At 74.6% G+C, this 16,986-nt stretch carries 13 protein-coding genes; 5 read left to right on the top strand and 8 right to left on the bottom strand.

Going from position 1 to position 16,986, the window contains the following annotated elements:
- The first annotated feature begins 414 nt into the window (after nucleotides 1–414).
- Both ACIQKA_RS33420 and ptsP read left to right on the top strand, forming a co-directional pair.
- Complete coding sequence (locus ACIQKA_RS33420; RefSeq protein ID WP_376241742.1) at nucleotides 415–864, top strand: PTS glucose transporter subunit IIA; 450 nt, start codon at nucleotides 415–417, stop codon at nucleotides 862–864.
- 81 nt (nucleotides 865–945) lie between these two features.
- Complete coding sequence (ptsP, locus tag ACIQKA_RS33415) at nucleotides 946–2,616, top strand: phosphoenolpyruvate--protein phosphotransferase (protein WP_383159340.1); 1,671 nt, start codon at nucleotides 946–948, stop codon at nucleotides 2,614–2,616.
- A gap of 81 nt (nucleotides 2,617–2,697) precedes the next feature.
- On the opposite strand, the gene ACIQKA_RS33410 is transcribed toward ptsP, so the two are convergent.
- Together ACIQKA_RS33410 and ACIQKA_RS33405 are read right to left on the bottom strand one after the other, a co-directional pair.
- Nucleotides 2,698–3,600, bottom strand: a complete 903-nt coding sequence (locus tag ACIQKA_RS33410; protein WP_391096445.1) for a hypothetical protein — start codon at nucleotides 3,598–3,600, stop codon at nucleotides 2,698–2,700.
- A gap of 168 nt (nucleotides 3,601–3,768) precedes the next feature.
- A complete protein-coding gene (locus ACIQKA_RS33405) occupies nucleotides 3,769–5,280 on the bottom strand; it encodes a serine protease (protein ID WP_402543214.1) in 1,512 nt (503 codons plus the stop codon).
- Between ACIQKA_RS33405 and ACIQKA_RS33400 the strand changes: the two genes are divergently transcribed.
- Entirely contained in the window at nucleotides 5,234–6,223 is a 990-nt protein-coding gene (locus ACIQKA_RS33400) for a CU044_5270 family protein (RefSeq protein ID WP_402543213.1), read from the top strand. The genes ACIQKA_RS33405 and ACIQKA_RS33400 overlap by 47 nt on opposite strands.
- A gap of 185 nt (nucleotides 6,224–6,408) precedes the next feature.
- Here ACIQKA_RS33400 and ACIQKA_RS33395 read toward each other — a convergent pair whose 3' ends face one another.
- Nucleotides 6,409–8,379, bottom strand: coding sequence for an acetoacetate--CoA ligase (locus tag ACIQKA_RS33395; RefSeq protein ID WP_383159351.1), 1,971 nt, complete (start codon nucleotides 8,377–8,379; stop codon nucleotides 6,409–6,411).
- 214 nt (nucleotides 8,380–8,593) lie between these two features.
- Here ACIQKA_RS33395 and ACIQKA_RS33390 point away from each other — a divergent pair, with 214 nt between their 5' ends.
- Entirely contained in the window at nucleotides 8,594–10,810 is a 2,217-nt protein-coding gene (locus ACIQKA_RS33390; RefSeq protein WP_402543212.1) for a glycoside hydrolase family 31 protein, read from the top strand.
- Between the two features lie 193 nt (nucleotides 10,811–11,003).
- On the opposite strand, the gene ACIQKA_RS33385 is transcribed toward ACIQKA_RS33390, so the two are convergent.
- Nucleotides 11,004–11,549: an NUDIX domain-containing protein gene (locus ACIQKA_RS33385; protein ID WP_383159368.1), complete on the bottom strand. Its 546-nt coding sequence runs from the start codon at nucleotides 11,547–11,549 to the stop codon at nucleotides 11,004–11,006.
- A 73-nt stretch (nucleotides 11,550–11,622) separates the two neighbouring features.
- Here ACIQKA_RS33385 and ACIQKA_RS33380 point away from each other — a divergent pair, with 73 nt between their 5' ends.
- Nucleotides 11,623–12,444, top strand: coding sequence for a M15 family metallopeptidase (locus tag ACIQKA_RS33380; RefSeq protein WP_383432865.1), 822 nt, complete (start codon nucleotides 11,623–11,625; stop codon nucleotides 12,442–12,444).
- Nucleotides 12,445–12,486: 42 nt separating this feature from the next.
- Here ACIQKA_RS33380 and ACIQKA_RS33375 read toward each other — a convergent pair whose 3' ends face one another.
- Genes ACIQKA_RS33375 through ACIQKA_RS33360 form a run of 4 tightly spaced genes read right to left on the bottom strand, consistent with a single transcriptional unit; the run spans nucleotide 12,487 to nucleotide 16,894 of the window.
- Nucleotides 12,487–13,092, bottom strand: a complete 606-nt coding sequence (locus ACIQKA_RS33375; protein ID WP_383159357.1) for an ATP/GTP-binding protein — start codon at nucleotides 13,090–13,092, stop codon at nucleotides 12,487–12,489.
- Complete coding sequence (locus ACIQKA_RS33370) at nucleotides 13,073–13,498, bottom strand: DUF742 domain-containing protein (protein ID WP_376241720.1); 426 nt, start codon at nucleotides 13,496–13,498, stop codon at nucleotides 13,073–13,075. The genes ACIQKA_RS33375 and ACIQKA_RS33370 overlap by 20 nt, the downstream gene beginning before the upstream one ends.
- A gap of 10 nt (nucleotides 13,499–13,508) precedes the next feature.
- Nucleotides 13,509–13,946, bottom strand: a complete 438-nt coding sequence (locus ACIQKA_RS33365) for a roadblock/LC7 domain-containing protein (protein WP_383159362.1) — start codon at nucleotides 13,944–13,946, stop codon at nucleotides 13,509–13,511.
- Nucleotides 13,943–16,894, bottom strand: a complete 2,952-nt coding sequence (locus ACIQKA_RS33360; protein WP_402543211.1) for a nitrate- and nitrite sensing domain-containing protein — start codon at nucleotides 16,892–16,894, stop codon at nucleotides 13,943–13,945. Before ACIQKA_RS33360 ends, ACIQKA_RS33365 begins: the two co-directional genes overlap by 4 nt.
- Between the last annotated feature and the right edge of the window lie 92 nt (nucleotides 16,895–16,986).

Raw genomic sequence — 16,986 nt, 5'->3', positions numbered from 1 at the left:
TCGGTCTTGCGTTTCCGACTCTATCAGATCTTTCCGATCCGATTTCCCCGGTGCTTTCCGGTCCCTTTTGCTTTCGCTCCGGGCCCTTCCGGCGGGTTCAAACATTACCAGGCTTTCTCGGCCCCCCCGACCACGTCCCGCTGCGAGCACGCAGAGGTGTAGACCACTGGGGTTAGGATCTGGCTTGATAGGTGCTGCCGACCCGCGACTCAAGGCCGCGTTGGGGTCAGGCAGGAGTACGACAGTACATCCCACCGTCAGTAGACGCAAACCGTCGCCGGTGGTCCCTAGCTCCGTCCAACTGGTACGTCTCGGGCGGAACCGGGACTTCCCATGACATACGCTTCTGAACAGCTCGCCGTCCAGGACAGGTAGTGACGGCGCCACACAATCTCCGCCCCTGGGAGGCTTCCCATGACAACCGTGACCTCGCCGCTCGCCGGCCGTGCCATCGGTCTCGCCGCAGTTCCCGACCCGGTCTTCTCCGGTGCGATGGTCGGCCCCGGTACCGCCATCGATCCCGTACGTGAGCCCTCCGAGGCCGTCTCCCCGGTCGACGGGGTCATCGTCTCCATGCACCCGCACGCCTTCGTCGTCGTCGACTCCGAGGGACACGGCGTGCTGACGCACCTCGGCATCGACACCGTCCAGCTCAACGGGGAGGGCTTCGAGCTGCTCGCGAGCAAGGGCGACACCGTGACGCGCGGACAGGCCGTCGTGCGCTGGAACCCCGCCGCGGTCGAGGCCGCCGGCAAGTCCCCCATCTGTCCCGTCGTGGCCCTGGAGGCCACCGCGGACTCCCTCTCCGACGTCGCCGAGGACGGCGACGTGAAGGCCGGCGACCACCTCTTCGGCTGGAACTGAGCCGGTACGTCCGCTGTGACGACCGCGAGTTCGACATTCAACGCGGCGGCCGGGGCCGTCGCCCAATCGGAGACGGGTGAGATGGAGACAACGCTGCGAGGCGTCGGCGTCAGCCACGGAGTGGCGATCGGCGAGGTCCGGCACATGGGCACCGCGGTTCTGGAACCGCCGGCCAAGTCGATTCCGGCCGAGGAGGCGGAGCGCGAACAGGGGCGCGCCCGTCAGGCCGTGGAGGCCGTGGCCGCGGATCTGATCGCCCGGGGCAATCTGGCCGGCGGCGAGGCCCAGGCGGTGCTGGAGGCCCAGGCGATGATCGCCCAGGACCCGGAGCTCATCGCCGACGTGGACCGCCGCATCGCGGTCGGCAGCACGGCCGAGCGCGGTATCTACGACGCCTTCTCGCACTACCGCGAGCTGCTCGCCGGGGCCGGCGAGTACATGGCGGGCCGGGTCGCGGACCTGGACGACGTGCGGAACCGGATCGTCGCGCGGCTGCTCGGCGTGCCGATGCCGGGCGTGCCGGACAGCGACGAGCCGTACGTGCTGATCGCGCGGGACCTGGCGCCCGCCGACACGGCGCTGCTCGACCCGGCGCTCGTGCTCGGGTTCGTGACCGAGGAGGGCGGGCCGACCAGCCACAGCGCGATCCTCGCGCGGGCCCTGGGCGTGCCGGCCATCGTGGCGCTGCCGGGCGCGGGTGAGCTGGCCGAGGGCACGCTCATCGCGGTCGACGGTTCCACCGGTGAGCTCTTCGTGGACCCGAGCGAGGACAAGAAGGCGGAGCTGACGAAGGCCGCCGCCGAGCGCAGGGCCGCGCTGGCCACGTCCACCGGTCCGGGCGCGACCTCGGACGGGCACAAGGTGCCGCTGCTGGTCAACGTCGGCGGTCCGGCGGACGTGCCGGCCGCGGTGGAGGCCGGTGCGGAGGGCGTCGGCCTGTTCCGTACGGAGTTCCTCTTCCTGGACGACAGCAAGCGGGCGCCGTCCGAGGAGAAGCAGGTCGAGGCCTACCGCCAGGTCCTGGAGGCGTTCCCCGAGGGGCGCGTTGTCGTGCGGGTCCTCGACGCGGGCGCCGACAAGCCGCTGGACTTCCTGACGCCGGCGGACGAACCGAACCCGGCGCTGGGCGTGCGGGGGCTGCGGTCGCTGCTCGACCACCCGGAGGTGCTGCGGACGCAGCTGTCCGCGCTCGCGAAGGCGGCCGAGGGCCTGCCCGTGTACCTCGAGGTCATGGCGCCGATGGTGGCCGACCGTACGGACGCGAAGGCGTTCGCCGACGCCTGCCGCGAGGCGGGGCTGCGGGCGAAGTTCGGTGCGATGGTCGAGATTCCCTCGGCCGCGCTGCGGGCTCGCTCGATCCTCCAGGAGGTCGAGTTCCTGTCGCTGGGCACCAACGACCTGGCGCAGTACACCTTCGCGGCCGACCGTCAGGTCGGTGCGGTGTCCCGGCTCCAGGACCCGTGGCAGCCGGCGCTGCTCGACCTGGTGGCGCTGTCCGCCGAGGCGGCCAAGGCCGAGGGCAAGAGCTGCGGCGTCTGCGGCGAGGCCGCTTCGGATCCGCTGCTGGCGTGTGTGCTGACGGGTCTGGGCGTCACCTCCCTCTCCATGGGTGCGGCGTCGATTCCGTACGTGCGGGCGACGCTGGCCAAGTACACGCTGGCGCAGTGCGAGCGGGCCGCGGCCGCGGCGCGTGCCGCGGACACCGCGCACGAGGCGCGGCTGGCCGCGCAGGCGGTGCTGTCCGGGGAGTGATCCCCCGAGCCGGGTCATGACGAAGGGGCTTTCCGTCACGGAGGTGGCGGGGAGCCCCTTCGCCGTGTGCGGGGCCGGTGGTCAGTGGTGGGTGGTCCAGTCGTCGTCGGGGCCGGGGGCGAGGGGGAATCCGGCGCGGTACTCGACGCCGGGTTCCGGGGAGAGGGGTTCTCCCGTGCGGGCGTCGGTGCAGTAGGCGGAGAAGACCTCGGCCTCGGTGAGCGGGGTCAGGGCGCCGTCGGTGAGGCGCCAGCCGTGGAGGCGGTCGGGGACGTCGGGGGCGGTGGTGCGCAGGACGAGTCCGCCGGGGGCGGAGAGGGCGATGCCGGCGGCGAGGACGGCGGTGAACCCGGTGGTGGGTCCGGCGCCGTCGGGGTCCTCGGGCGGTGCGGTGCCGTCGGTGTGGAGGACGGCGAGGAGTTGGTCGTCGGCGGCGGGGACGCTGCAGACGAGGTGGTGGGTGCCGGGTCCCGCGGCTTCGAGGAGGCGCGCGAGCAGGCGGGCGGCCCGCTCGTAGGCGGCTTTGCCGATGTCCTTGCCGCAGCTCGCGCAGTCGCCGGCGGTGGCGAGGACGGTGGTGGCGTACTCCCAGGTGGCCTGGCGGACGGCGGTGTCGACGAGTTCGGGCAGGAGGGCGGCGAGGGGCTGCCCGGTGTAGGTGACGCGGGCTCCGGTGGCGGCGAGGTGGGCGGTGAAGCGGCTGCGGCTCGCGGGCAGGTCCGGGTCGGTGGCGGTCTCGGCGCACCAGGCCGCGTACTCCTCGGGGTCGAAGAGGGCGACGGTGGTGTGGCCGCCCTGCCGGGCGAGGGCCCTGAGGAGCTTCTCGATCTGGCGCAGGTAGGCGGTGTGGTCGTCGAAGAGGAACGTGCGGTAGCGGCGCATGGCCGCGAAGTCCTGCTCGTCGGCGAGGAGTCCGACGGTGCTGGGGACCTCGCGGCGCAGTGCGCGGCCGAGGTTCGTCGGGGTGGTTCCGGTCCGTGTCATGTCTCCCCCTGGTGACGCTCCGATCAATGCTCACTCAGCGTAACGTTCGCCACTGACAGTGACGGTTCGGGGAGGTGTCGAACGACGGGCAGGCCTGGTGCGGGGAGGGGAACGGCGGAACGCGCCGGGGAGGGTGCCTCCCCGGCGCGTTCCGGAACGGTGGGTCGTTCAGCGGGTGCGGTAGGCGTCCGTCAGGGTCTGGGTGAGGGTGTTGCCCTTCGTGTCGGTGAGTTCGGCGCGGAGCGAGACGGACCGTCCGGCGGCGGGGTTGCGGAAGACGGCCCGGCCGTCGGCGACGGGGACGCGGGTCCAGGTGGTGCCGTCGTCGGTCGACACCGAGACGGTCAGGGAGCGGACGCCGGATCCGGCCGCCGCGCCCTGGACGGTGACCGGCACGCGGACTCGGGCGCCCGCCGGGGCGGTGCCGTCGAGGCCGAGGGCCGGGGCGAAGCGGACGGTGCTGAGGGGAAGCGCGGCCGGTCGGGCGGTCGCGGCCGAGGTGAAGGTCCAGGCCGCGGTGGCGCGTCCGGCCGGCGCGGTGCCGTCGCCGCGGGTCGCGGTGGCGGTCAGCCGGTACGAGGCCGCTCCCGGGGTGGTGGTGAACGTGCCCCGGCCGGGCTCGCCCCGGTGGGTGCCGATCAGGACCCCGTTCCGGTGGAGCGTGGTGGTGGCGGTGTGGAAGCGCGGTGCGCTCGGCGCGTGGCCCTCGCCGTCGGCGAGCAGGGGGACGTCGAGGGAGAGGGCGGCTCCGTCGCGGACGCCGGCCGGGCGGGCGCCGGGCGCGGTGTCGAGGGCGGGGCCGAAGACGGGGTTGTCGAAGGTGTGGGCGGTGGTGGCGCCCGCGCGCACCGCGAGCCCGTTCACGGCGTACCGGTTGGGCTTCGTCCCGGGGGCGGCGGGACCTTCGTACTCGACGTTCCACCGGCCCCGCTCGGGAGTGACGAGCACGGTCGCGGTGCCGCGCGGCCGGAGGGGCTGGGAGATGCCGACGGTGGGGCCCGCGCCGGGCTGGACGGAGACGAACGCGGTCCCGGTCTCGCCCTTCGGGGCCGCGCGGCGGACCTCGACGGTGGCGAGGGAGGAGGGGGCCGGGTGGCGGACGAGGCCGGTCAGGGCGCGTGAGGAGGTGAAGGTGTAGCCGAGGGCGTAGTCGGTGGTCTCGCCGGCCCAGTACGTGTCGAACCATTCCCTGACCGAGCCCGGCTCGGCGTCGGGGCCGAGGTGGGCGATGCGCAGGCCGGGGGCGGCCAGGACGTTCGCGGAGCGGGTCGTGCCGCCGTGGGTGACCTCGACGAAGCCGAGGCTGCTGAGGAAGCGGGCCTCCGCGTCCCGGGGGCGGACGTCCACCGGGGCGGTCGTGCGGGCGTCGACGGTGACCGTGGTGTCGCGGTCCAGGTCCAGGCGGGGCTGGACGATCCAGTCGGTTCCGGAGCCCTCGTCGCGCCCGTCCACGGTGGAGTCGAGCAGGTAGCGGCCCCTGGGGAGGCGGACGGTGACCGTGCCGGAGTCGTCGTGGGGCGTGACCGCCTCGGAGGCGCCGGGGCCCGAGATGCCGGTGACGTGGGTCCGGTACGCGTCGGTGGCGGCCCCCTGGCGGTCGAGGTGACGGATCGTCAGGGCGTACGTCTCGGGGGTGCGGGCCGCCGCCACGGCGGTCGGGGGCAGCGCCGAGAGCGTCACGCCGGAGAGGACTCCGGCGAGGGCGAGGGCGCGGAGGGCCGCGCGACGGGACGCCGCCGTGCGGCCGGGGGGTGCGGTGTGGGCGGAGGCCGTGCGGCCGGAGGTCGCCCCAGGGACGGAAGTCTCCGTTCGGGCGGAAGCCGTAGTTCGGGCAGAGGTCGTCGTGCGGCCGAGTGCCGGGGAATCGTTCATGCGCGCGGCGCTCGCCGCGGCCGCCGCGCCCGCGCCGGGGGTGCGGCCCGAGGAGTACGTCTACGTGAAGAGCCTCGTCGCGCACGCGGGGCGCGACGCGGCCGGCGGTGCCGCCGTGCTGCCGTCCGCACGCGCGCGCGAGGTGTGGCTCTCGGCCGACGGCAGCCGGCCCGGTCTGCTGCGCGAGGAGGGGTCCGCCGACACTCCGCTCGGCTCCCGGGCGCCCGTGTACGAGCTGGACGGCCCCGGGGCCGTTCCCCGGAAGACCGTCCTCGGGGCGGAGGCTCCGTCCGTCACGAACCCGACGCACGCGTACGTGGCGGCGCTTCCCACGGGTCCGGAGGCGCTGCTGCGGCTGGTCCGCGAGCAGACCCGGGGGGCCGGGGAGACCGGGGGGCCCGGGAGCGACGCCGACCAGCGGGCGTTCACCGCGATCGGGACGCTGCTGGCCGAGACCTGGGCTCCCCCGGAGGTCACCGCCGCGCTGTACCGGGCCGCTGCCCTGATCCCCGGCGTGGCCGTGCTGCCGTCCGCGACCGACGCGGCCGGACGCGAGGGCGTCGCCGTGGCCCGTACCGCCCACGGCGAGCAGACCCAGTGGGTCTTCGACCGCACGACGTCGGCGTTCCTCGGGGAGCGGACCGTCCTCGCCGAGACCACGCCGGCCGGACCGGCGGGCACCGTCCTCGGGGTGTCGGCGGTGCTCGTGAAGGGGGCCGCCGCCGTGCCCGGTGGGCTGCCGAAGGCCTGAGGGATGTCCGGCGGATCGGGGGCGCGACCCCGGCCGTGATCCGCCGGACACACCCCGGGGGCACGTCCGGGCCCCGACCCGGGTGGATCGGGGCCCGGACGTGCGCGGGTCCAGGGGGTGTCTTGTCGATCGGGCCGGATCGGGCACCGGACGCCCCGAGCCCGGCATGATCGGCGAGACACCCCCTAGGCGCGGCGGTTGGCGGCCAGGGTCTCGTAGAAGTGGAGGAGGCCGAGGTCGTCGACCGAGCCGGCGTTGACGGCCTTGGCGAGCGGGGTGCCCTGGAGGAGGCGCTTGACCGGGACCTCGATGCGCTTGCCGGTGAGGGTGTGCGGGACGCCCGGGACCTCGATGATCTCGTCGGGGACGTGGCGCGGGGAGAGTTCGGAGCGGATGGTCCGCTTGATGCGGGCGATCAGCTCCTCGTCCAGCGTGGCGCCCTCCACGAGGTGGACGAAGAGGGGCATCCAGTAGCCGCCGTCCGGCTCCTCCAGGCCGATGACGAGGGACTCGCGGATCTCCGGGAGGCGTTCGACGGCCTCGTAGATATCGGCGCTCCCCATCCGGACGCCCTGCCGGTTGAGGGTGGAGTCGGAGCGGCCGTGGATGACGACCGAGCCGTGGCCGGTGATCGTGATCCAGTCTCCGTGGCGCCACGCGCCCGGGAACATCTCGAAGTAGCTGTCGCGGTAGCGGCTGCCGTCGGGGTCGTTCCAGAAGTGGATCGGCATGGACGGCATGGGGTTGGTGACGACGAGTTCGCCGACCTCGTCGACGAGGGGCTTGCCGGAGGGGTCCCAGGCCTGGAGGTCGGTGCCGAGACCCGCGGCCTGGAGCTCTCCGATGTGGACGGGGAGGGTGGGGACGGCGCCGGCGAAGCAGGAGCAGACGTCCGTGCCGCCGCTGACGGAGGCGATCCAGAGGTTCTCGCGGACCTCGTCGTGGAGCCAGCGGAAGCCGTCGGGGGGCAGTGGGGAGCCGGTGGTGGCGACGCACCGCACGGCCGAGAGGTCGAAGTCCCGGCCGGGGTGCACGTCCGCCTTGGCGCAGGCCATCACGTAGGCGGCGGAGGTGCCGTACAGGGTGGCGCGGGTGCGCTCGGCGACGCGCCACTGGGCGGCGGTGTCGGGGTAGCCCGGGCTTCCGTCGTACAGGACGATCGTCGTGCCGGTGAGCAGGCCGGAGACGAGGAAGTTCCACATCATCCAGCCGGTGGAGGTGTACCAGAAGAACACGTCGTCGGGGCCGAGGTCGCAGTGCAGGCCGAGCTGCTTGACGTGCTCGACGAGGATGCCGCCCTGGGACTGGACGATCGCCTTCGGCAGGCCGGTGGTGCCGGAGGAGTAGAGGACCCACAGGGGGTGGGAGAAGGGGACCTGCTCGTAGACCGGCGCGGTGTCGCCGGCGACCAGGTCGTCCCAGGCGAGGGTGCCCTCGGGGGCCGGGGTGCCGAGGAGCGGGACGTGGACGACGGCGCGGAGGGTCGGGAGCTCGGCGCGCAGTTCGGCCACGGTGTCGCGGCGGTCGTGCTCCTTGCCGCCGTAGCGGTAGCCGTCGACGGTGAAGAGGACGACGGGCTCGACCTGCTGGAAGCGGTCGAGGACGCTGCGGGCGCCGAAGTCCGGGGCGCAGGAGGTCCACACGCCGCCGACGGCGGCGGTGGCGAGGAGGGCCACGACGGACTGCGGGACGTTGGGCAGGTAGCCGCTGATCCGGTCGCCGGGGCGCACGCCGAGGGCGCGCAGCTCGGCGGCGAGGGAGCCGACCTGGCGGCGGAGCTCGGCCCAGGTGGTCGGCACGGGCTCGTGCGTCTCGTCCACATGGAGCAGGGCCGTGTCGTGGGGGCGCTCGTCGGCGGCGCGCAGGGCGTGCTCGGCGTAGTTGAGGGCGGCTCCGGGGAACCACTCGGCACCGGGCATCGAGCGGTCGCCGAGGACGCGCTCGTACGGGGTGGAGAAGCGGATGTCGAACCACTCGGCGACCGCCCGCCAGAACGCTTCGAGCTCCTCGACCGACCAGCGGTGGAGGGCCGGGTACCCGCCCTCGGCCGGGGCCCCGTGGTGTTCGGCCGCCCAGGACTGGAAACGGGTGACGGCGGCCGTGGCGATGCGTTCCTCGTCCGGCTGCCAGAGCGGCTCGGTCTGCGCTGATGTCATGGGGCGGCTCCCTGGCTGTACGCGGGGTCTGCGTGTGTCCCGCGCACGTGCTGGGGTGTGCGCGCGACGCGGCTGACAGGACGATGCCATGTGATCGTCTTTCGCACCAGGGCCGCCCGCCCATGGTCAGGTAGTTGAATATGTGCTCCCACCACGGGTGAACGGCAGTTGAACGCGGCTCGTGGCGCCTTTCGCGGGTGGCAGGCTGAGCCGCATGGACGGTCGTGAACTGCTGCGTTCGATGAAGGTGTTCGGTTCGGTGGAGGGCTTGCGGACGGTGCGGTCGGCGTGGCGGCGGCGCCGTACGGACGCGTGGGGGACGCCTTCGAGGGGTGCGGAGCGGGCCCGGGTGCCGGGTCTGGCGGAGGCGGCGGAGTCCGCGCCGGGCGGGGGGACGATCCGGTTCGCGCGCTCCTCGCTGCGGCTGTGCGTGTCGGCGGGCGGCACGGTGTTCTGGGGGTGGGACGGGGCCGGACCGCTGCCCTCGTACGCGCTGGCGGGCGAGGCCCCCGAGCCGGATCCCCGGGCGGCCCTGGAACCGGACACGGACGGCGGCTGGCGGGTCGTGTCGGAGCGGGTGACGGTGGCGGTCTCCCGGCACGGGGCGGTGGAGGTCCGGACGCCGGGCGGGCTGTTGCTCCGGCGGGACCTGCCGCCGCGCTGGTGGGAGCCGGTGGAGACGTCCGGGGGCGCGGGCCCTGCCGGGGTCGCGGGCCCTTCTGGGTCCGGAGACGCCTCCGGGGCCGCGCGCTGGGTGCAGCGGAGCGAGGTGCCGGCCGACGCGCGGTTCTTCGGGCTCGGCGGGCGGTCGGGGGGACTCCGGCTGAGGGACGGCTCGTACGGGCTGCGGAGCACGCCTTCGGGGAGGGGGGCCGGGGTCGGGTCGGGGCCCTGGTCCGGATCCGCGCCCGGGTCGAGGTTGGGATCAAGGCTCGGGTTCGGATCGGGATCCGGCTCCCGGTCGGTTCCCGGGGACGTTCCGTCGCACCTCGCCATGCCCGTGCAGTTCATCGTCTCGGACGCCGGTACGCACCTGGTGTTCCACGACAACTCCCGGGACGGCCGGGTCACCCTCTCCGAGGGCGAGGAGGGAGCCGGGTCCGGGCACGACCGGCCCGGGACCTGCGAGGTCCGGATGGAGGGCGGTCCGCTGCGCTGCTGGGTGGTGGTCGGCACCCCCGCGCGCGTGCTGCACGGCTGGGCGGCGCTCACGGGCGCGCCCGCGCTCCCGCCGTCCTGGGCGCTGGGCCCGCAGCACGCGCGCGAGGGCTCCGGGGGCGCGGCGGAGGTGCGGGGGGCGGTGGACGCGTACCGGAAGCACGGGCTTCCGCTGTCCGCCGTACACCTGGACGCCCGGCGTCCGGGTGCCGGGCGTTCGAACGGCCTGTCCGGACTCGCGGAGGAGCTGCGGGAGGAGGACGTGCGGCTGGTGGCCGCCGCGGACCCGGCGGTGCGGGCGGAGCCCGGGGACCGGGTGCGCGACGGCGACCGCCGGGAGGCGGGCGGCGTGTGCGGTCTGGCGGCGGCCCGCGCCGGGTACGAGGGGCTGCGCCGGCTGCGGCCCGACGAGCGGCCCTTCCTCCTGTCGAGCTCCGGCTGGGCGGGAACGCAGCGGTACGGGGGCACCTGGGCCGGCGGGGTGGCGGAGGGGTGGCCGGGGCTGCGGGCCTCGCTCTCCCTGGTCCTGGGTCTCGGCCTGTGCGGGGTGCCGTACTCGGGGCCGGACGTGACCGGCCCCGACGGCGGGGCGTCGCCGGAGCTGTTCCTGCGCCGGTACCAGCTGGCGGCGTGGCTCCCGCTGTTCCGCACGCGCGCGGGGAGCGGGCCCGGGCCGCACGAACCGTGGGAGTTCGGGCCCGACATCGCGGAGTACGCGCGCGTGGCGCTGGCCGAACGGGAGCGGCTGCGGCCGTACTTCACGACTCTGGCGCGGCTCGCCCGGATGACGGGCGCGCCGTACGTCCGGCCGGTGTGGTGGGGGACGCCGGAGGACCGGGCGCTGCGGGACTGCGAGGACGCGTTCCTGCTCGGCGACGCGCTGCTCGTGGCCCCGGTCCTGGCGCCCGGGGTCGACCGGCGGGCGGTGCGGCTGCCGCGCGGACGCTGGTACGACACGGCGACGGGGCGGGCGTACGAGGGGCCCGGTCAGGTGCTGCTCGACGCGCCGGCGTCGCGGGTGCCGGTCCTGGCCCGGGCGGGCGCGGTGCTCCCGGTGCGGGGCGGGGAGGGCGGTCAGGTCCTGGAGGTGTGGGCGCCCGCCGTGGGGCGGACGGGCGGGGGGCTCGTCGTACGGGACACGGGGGACGGCTGGGAGCCGGCCGAGATCGAGCGGTACCAGTCGCGCCTGGTGGACGGGCGGGTGGTGGTGGAGCGGGTGACGGACGACGGGGCGGTGGAGGCGGGGCTGCCGGTGCGGGTCAGGGGGCTCTGAGGCGGGATCGCCGCTACGGCGGGCGGGGGCTTCGAGGCGAGGCTGCCGCTCCGCGTGCGGGGGCTCTGGGGCGGGACCGCCGCGTCGTGGATGCGGAGAGCCCGAGGCGGGACTGCCGCTTCGGGCGCGGCGGTCCCGCCCCGGGCTCCCCGCTCCAGGGACGGGGAGCGGGGAGCCCGGGGCGGGACCGTCGCTACGGGACCGAGCGTTCCGTGGTGCCCGTCCGCTTCCCGTCCCCTCGGTCGTACTCCCCCGCGAACCACTTCCGCACCGCCTCGGTGTGGAGCGGGAAGGCCAGTTCCTCCGGGGCCCGGAGCAGGTGGTGGCCGCTGGTCTCGTCGGTCGGGACCGAGGCGGGCAGGGAGGAGGCCGGGCGGGGCGGGAGGAGGCCGAAGACGAGGAGGTGCCCGGCCGGGGAGCTCAGCGCGTCGGCGAGGCGCACCTCCTCGGCGGCGGCCTCGATGCCGGTCTCCTCGCGCAGTTCGCGGACGACGGCGGCGCGCCAGTCCTCGCCGTGGTCGACGAAGCCGCCGGGGAGCGCGGTCCCGCCCCGCCGGGGCTCGACGGCCCGGGTGATGACGACGAGCCCCGTGCCGTCCGCGTCCGTGACGGGCAGGAGGGCGACGGCGACGGGCAGCGGGTTGCGGTAGGCGGTGCGGCCGCAGCCCGGGCAGGTGCGGGGCCAGCCCGCGCCGGCGGAGTGGGCGGCGCCGCAGAAGGAGCAGTGGGAGTCCTGCACGGTCGAGTCGGTCACGCCACGACCGTATGCGATCAGCCTTTCCCGGCGCTGCCGGAACTGGTAGACGGTGCCCATGACAGGACTCGTCTCCGCGCTCCGTACCCTCTCCGTCACGGCCGCCGCCGGGCTGCTCGCCCTCACCGGCTCCGTCCTCGCGGCCCCTCCCCCGGCGGCGGCCGCGCCGGAACCCGAGGCTCCCCGGGAGTTCGTGGCCCTCGACTCCGTGGACCGGACGATCGTCCAGGAGATGCGCTACGCGACGGCGCACAACTTCACGGGCGAGCGGGTGGACGGCTACCGGCAGCCGCTGTGCGTCCTGACCCGGCGGGCGGCGGAGGCGCTGCACCGGGCGCAGGTGCGGCTGCTCGCCCGGGGCCACACGCTGAAGGTGTACGACTGCTACCGGCCGCAGCGGGCCGTCGACCACTTCGTGCGCTGGGCGCGGGACCCGGAGGACGAGCGGATGAAGAAGGAGTTCTATCCGCTCGTCGACAAGTCCCGGCTGTTCGCGGACGGTTACATCGCGGAGAGGTCCGGGCACAGCCGGGGCTCGACCGTGGACCTGACGATCGTGCGGCTGCCCGCGGCGCCCACGCGCCCGTACCGGCCGGGCGAGAGGCTCGTGGAGTGCTACGCGCCGAAGGCGGAGCGGTTCCCCGACAGCTCCGTGGACATGGGGACGGGCTACGACTGCTTCGACACGCGCGCGCACACCGACGACCCCCGGACCACGGGCGTGCAGCGGGCCAACCGGCGGTTGCTCAAGGGGGTGCTCGCCGAGCAGGGGTTCGTGAACCTGCCGGAGGAGTGGTGGCACTTCACGTTCGGGCCGGAGCCGTTCCCCGACACCTTCTTCGACTTCCCGGTGGCGCGGAGGTCGGTGGCGGGGCACTGAGCCTCCCGGTGGAGGGCCCGTGGCGGGCCCTCCATCGGAGGGTCAGGAGCCGACGGCCGCGTGGGTGCGGTCGGCGAGGACGAGGGCGTGCTCGACGACCGCCACGAGGACGTTCTTCACGGACTCGCGGTCCCGGGCGTCGCACATGACGAGCTCGACCTCGGGGTCGAGGTCGAGGGCTCCGCGCACGCTCTCGGCGGGGAACCGCTGGGCGCCCTCGAAGCAGTTGACGGCCACCGTGAACGGGATGCCGCGCCGCTCGAAGTAGTCGATGGCCGCGAAGCTGTCCTCCAGGCGGCGGGTGTCGGCGAGGACGATCGCGCCCAGGGCCCCCTGGGCCAGCTCGTCCCAGAGGAACCAGAAGCGGTCCTGGCCGGGCGTGCCGAACAGGTACAGGACGAGGTCCTCGCGCAGCGTGATCCGGCCGAAGTCCATGGCGACCGTGGTGGTCGTCTTGGTCTCGACGCCGTGCAGGTCGTCGACGGGCCGCCCCGCCTCGCTCAGCATCTCCTCGGTCCGCAGGGGTCTGATCTCGCTGACCGCGCCCACCAGGGTCGTCTTGCCCGCTCCGAACCCGCCGGCGACGAGGATCTTCAGGGTCACCGGTTCGACGAAGGGCTTGGTGCGGCTAGAGCGCCCGAAGGCCATTGATCACCTCGCGGAGGATGTTCACGTCCGGCAGCTCGGCCGGCGGAACGGGGCGGGTCACGTGGACGAGTTCGTCCTCGACGAGGTCGCCGACGAGGACCCTGACCACCCCTACGGGGAGGTCGAGTCCGGCGGCGAGCTCGGCGATCGACTGGGGCTGCTCGGAGCAGCGTTCGACGATCTCCACGTGTTCCGGGGAGAGCGTCTGGTCCCGGCCGGGGTCTTCGGCGGCGGGTTCGGGAACGACCACCGCGATCAGGTCGAGCCGGTGGCGGGTGGCGGCGCTCGTCCGGCCGCGGGTCATCGCGTACGGGCGGACCACCGGTCCGGCCTCGTCGTCGAACCAGTGGTGGGGGCGCGGGGTCCGCTCCTCCGCCGTCGGGTTCCGCTCGGCTTCGTCACTCATGCCGTCCCACTCACCCTCCCGAGGGCAGTCCGGTCCGGGGGGCCGTCGCGAGGTGGGCCCCGACCCGCTTCACCATCAGCGTCATCTCGTAGGCGACCTGGCCGACGTCGGAGTCGGCGTCCGCGAGCACCGCCAGGCAGCTGCCGTCGCCGGCGGCCGTGACGAAGAGGAAGGCGTCCTCCAGTTCGACGACCGTCTGGCGCACCTTGCCCGCCTCGAAGTGGCGGCCGACGCCCTTGGCGAGGCTGTGGAAGCCGGAGGCGACGGCGGCCAGGTGCTCGCCGTCCTCCCGGGTCAGGTCCTGGGAGGCACCGGTGGGAAGTCCGTCGCTGGAGAGCACCAGGGCCTTCCGGATGGAGGCGACGCGCTGGACGAGCTCGTCGAGGAGCCAGTTCAGTTCGCCGTTTCCGGAGGTCGTGCTGGGTGCTGCGGCGTTCGGTGCGGTCATCGACCGTCCCCCTCGGGTGTCGTTCCTGGTGCTGTCGGGTCGTCAGGGTCGGTGGTGTCCCGGCGTCCGCGCTGCCAGCCGCGCTGCATGGCGGCCATGCGGGCGCGCACCTCCTCGGCGTCGCGCTCGAAGGAGTCCCGGCCCTGGGGCGCGGCCCGGGTCCCCTCGTCGCGGCGGGCCGGGCGGTCGGCCTCGCGGAGCTGGGGAGCGAGGCTGGCCTGGCGGACGCGGCGGGGCAGCCCGTCGAAGAGGGCGGGGGCCGGGGGCCCCGGCGGGGTGGAGTCGGCCGCGGGCGGTGCGGAGGTGTGCGGGCGTCCGGTGCCTTGCGGGCGTCCGGACCCTTCCGGACGACCGGGGCCTTCCGTGCGGCCCGTGCCCTGCGGGCGTCCGGTGTCCTCCGGGCGTGCCGGGCCTTCCGGCGGTACGGGGCTTCCCGGGTGCGCGAAGGCTTCCGGGCGCTCGGGGCCGTCCGGGCGGGCGGAGCCCTGCGGGCGGACCGGGACGAGGGTGGGGCCCTGGCGGTCCTCGTGGCCGGTACCACCGGTGCTGCCGACGCCGCCGGGGCCGGTGGCCGGGCGGCCCGGGACCGGGTGGGCCCGGCCGGGGGCCGGATGGGCGCGGTCGGGGCCGTCGAGGCGGCGGCCGTGGTCCACGACGAGCGTCGGGGTGTGGCGGCGCGGCAGCGGTACGGGGCGGCGGGCGGCTCCGTCGGCGGAGGCGTCCTCGGCGTCGCGGCCGACGGCGCGGTCCGGGGCCTGGTCGTGCTGCTCGCCCGCGGGGGCGAGGCCGCCGGTGCGGCGCCGGTCCCGGGGCTTGAAGAGGCCGCCGCGCTCGCTCTCGGTGTCGTCGAGGAGGTCGGCGGACCGGTCGAGGAGCGCGTCGAAGTCGTCGCCGTCGAGCGGGGCCTCCAGCTCGACGGGTCCGTCGAGCGGGGCGTTGGCGACGTCGGGGACCCTGGCGAGCGCCGGGCGGCGGGTGGGCAGGGCGGCGGGGTCGCCGTCGGCGCGGTCGGTGGTCTTGCGGTCCAGGCGGAAGCCGGCGCCCTCCGTCTCGGGCGCGTCGGTGAGCAGCGCGGCCGGGATGAAGACGACCGCGGTGGTCCCCCCGTACGGGGAGGTCTGGAGCGAGACCCGGACGTTCTGGCGCTGGGCGAGGCGGCTGACCACGAAGAGGCCGAGGCGGTCGGTGTCCGAGAGCTCGAACTCGGGGGTCTCGGCGAGCCGGAGGTTGGCGTCGAGCAGGGCGTCGGGGTTCATGCCGAGGCCGCGGTCGTGGATCTCCAGGGTGAAGCCGTTGGCGACCCGCTCGCCGAGCACCTGGACGGCGGTGTGCGGGGGCGAGAACACGGTGGCGTTCTCGAGGAGTTCGGCGATGAGGTGGGTGAGGTCCGCGACGGCGGGGCCGCCCACGCCGAGGCGGGGCAGCCGGCGCACCTCGATCCGCTCGTAGTCCTCGACCTCGGCGACGGCGGCGCGGACGACGTCCATGAGCTGGACGGGCTTGCGCCACTGGCGGGAGGGGGCGGCGCCGGACAGGATGACGAGGCCCTCGGCGTGCCGGCGCATGCGGGTGGTGAGGTGGTCGAGCCGGAAGAGGTCGGCCAGCTCGTCGGTGTCCTCGGTGCGCCGCTCCATGGTGTCGAGGAGGGTGAGCTGGCGGTGGAGCAGGACCTGGTTGCGGCGGGCGAGGTTGACGAAGACCTCGGAGACGCCGCGGCGCAGCTCCGCCTGTTTGACGGCGGCCTCGACGGCGGCGCGCTGGAGGGTGTTGAGGGCCTGGCCGACCTGGCCGACCTCGTCCTCCCCGTAGCGGAGGTGGGGCACTTCGGTGGTGACGTCGACCTGTTCGCCGGCGGCGAGCCTGCGCATGACGCTGGGCAGGCGCACTCCGGAGACCTCCTGGGCCTCCTTCTGGAGGCGGCGCAGGTCGCGGACGAGGACGCGGCCGATGCGGATCGAGATGACGATCGAGGCGAGGAGGGCGAGGAAGCCGAGGACCCCGGCGACGCCGACCTTGAGGAGGACGCTGTAGGCGGCGGGCTGGACGCGTTCCTGGTAGCGGTCGCCCGCGGCGGTGTTCTCGCGGGCGAGGGCGTCGAGGACGGGGCCGGCGTTGTCCTGCCAGTGGGCGGCGGTGACGGCGCGCGGGTCGTCGGTGGGGCCCTGTTCGACGAGGGCGTTCTCGGCGGTGCGCAGCGGCAGCGTCTCGGGTCCGCGCCAGAACTTCTCGAAGCGGTCGCGCTCGGCGGTCGGCAGGAGTTCGAGGTTGACCTCGTAGAACTGTCTCCGGTTGGCGATCAGGTCGGATATCGCGCGGATCTCCTGGGCGGTGACGCGGTCCGCGACGAGCGCGGAGAGCACGAGGGCGTCCTCGCGGGAGAGGAGTTCGCGGGCGCGGGTGATGCCGACGAGGGCGCGGCCCTGCTTGTCCATCTCCACGTTCTCCAGGGCGTGGAGGGTGACGAGGAAGCTGTAGCAGGGGTCGACGAGGCGGTTGTAGAAGTCGAGGGCCTGCATGCGGCCGATGCCGCGGCCCTCCACGGAGCGGCGGATCGATTCGAGGCCGTCGAGCGCTTCGAGGAGGCTGTCGATCCGCTGGGCGGTGACGGGCCGCATCTCCTCGCGGACGCCGGGTTCGGCGGCGTTGGCGCGGATGCGGGCGATCTGCCGGTCGGTGGCCCGGCGGGTCTCCTGGAGCCGGCCGAGGGCGTCGGAGCCGCGGGGGTCGGCGAGGTAGATGAGGGACTGGCGGCGTTCGAGCTGGATGACCCGGGCGGTGTCCTCCAGGGGGTAGCCGACCTTGTCGACGATGTAGCCGACGTCGAGGAGCTGGTCGGCCTCGCGGCCGGTGAGGACGGTGGCGAAGCCCCACAGGCCGGTGAGGGAGACGAGCGGTACGAGCAGCAACGCCACGATCTTCCTGCGGATGGACTTCCCGCGAAAGCGCATGGCCTCCCCCAGCTCGGCCCCCGTTCGTCGCGAGGGTCCTTCACTTCGTGACGTCGGGCGTCAACACACGGCGTCAACCTTGAGTTTCAACA

This window comes from Streptomyces sp. NPDC092045 (genome assembly GCF_044756005.1).
GTDB lineage: Bacteria > Actinomycetota > Actinomycetes > Streptomycetales > Streptomycetaceae > Streptomyces.
This window is presented reverse-complemented; position numbering and strand designations above follow the sequence as displayed.

Coding starts and splice junctions, on each gene's coding strand:
- ACIQKA_RS33365 (WP_383159362.1), bottom strand. CDS start 13,946: ATGACCGCACCGAACGCCGCAGCACCCAGCACGACCTCCGGAAACGGC.
- ACIQKA_RS33360 (WP_402543211.1), bottom strand. CDS start 16,894: ATGCGCTTTCGCGGGAAGTCCATCCGCAGGAAGATCGTGGCGTTGCTG.
- ACIQKA_RS33380 (WP_383432865.1), top strand. CDS start 11,623: ATGACAGGACTCGTCTCCGCGCTCCGTACCCTCTCCGTCACGGCCGCC.
- ptsP (WP_383159340.1), top strand. CDS start 946: ATGGAGACAACGCTGCGAGGCGTCGGCGTCAGCCACGGAGTGGCGATC.
- ACIQKA_RS33375 (WP_383159357.1), bottom strand. CDS start 13,092: ATGGCCTTCGGGCGCTCTAGCCGCACCAAGCCCTTCGTCGAACCGGTG.
- ACIQKA_RS33370 (WP_376241720.1), bottom strand. CDS start 13,498: ATGAGTGACGAAGCCGAGCGGAACCCGACGGCGGAGGAGCGGACCCCG.
- ACIQKA_RS33420 (WP_376241742.1), top strand. CDS start 415: ATGACAACCGTGACCTCGCCGCTCGCCGGCCGTGCCATCGGTCTCGCC.
- ACIQKA_RS33390 (WP_402543212.1), top strand. CDS start 8,594: ATGGACGGTCGTGAACTGCTGCGTTCGATGAAGGTGTTCGGTTCGGTG.
- ACIQKA_RS33395 (WP_383159351.1), bottom strand. CDS start 8,379: ATGACATCAGCGCAGACCGAGCCGCTCTGGCAGCCGGACGAGGAACGC.
- ACIQKA_RS33410 (WP_391096445.1), bottom strand. CDS start 3,600: ATGACACGGACCGGAACCACCCCGACGAACCTCGGCCGCGCACTGCGC.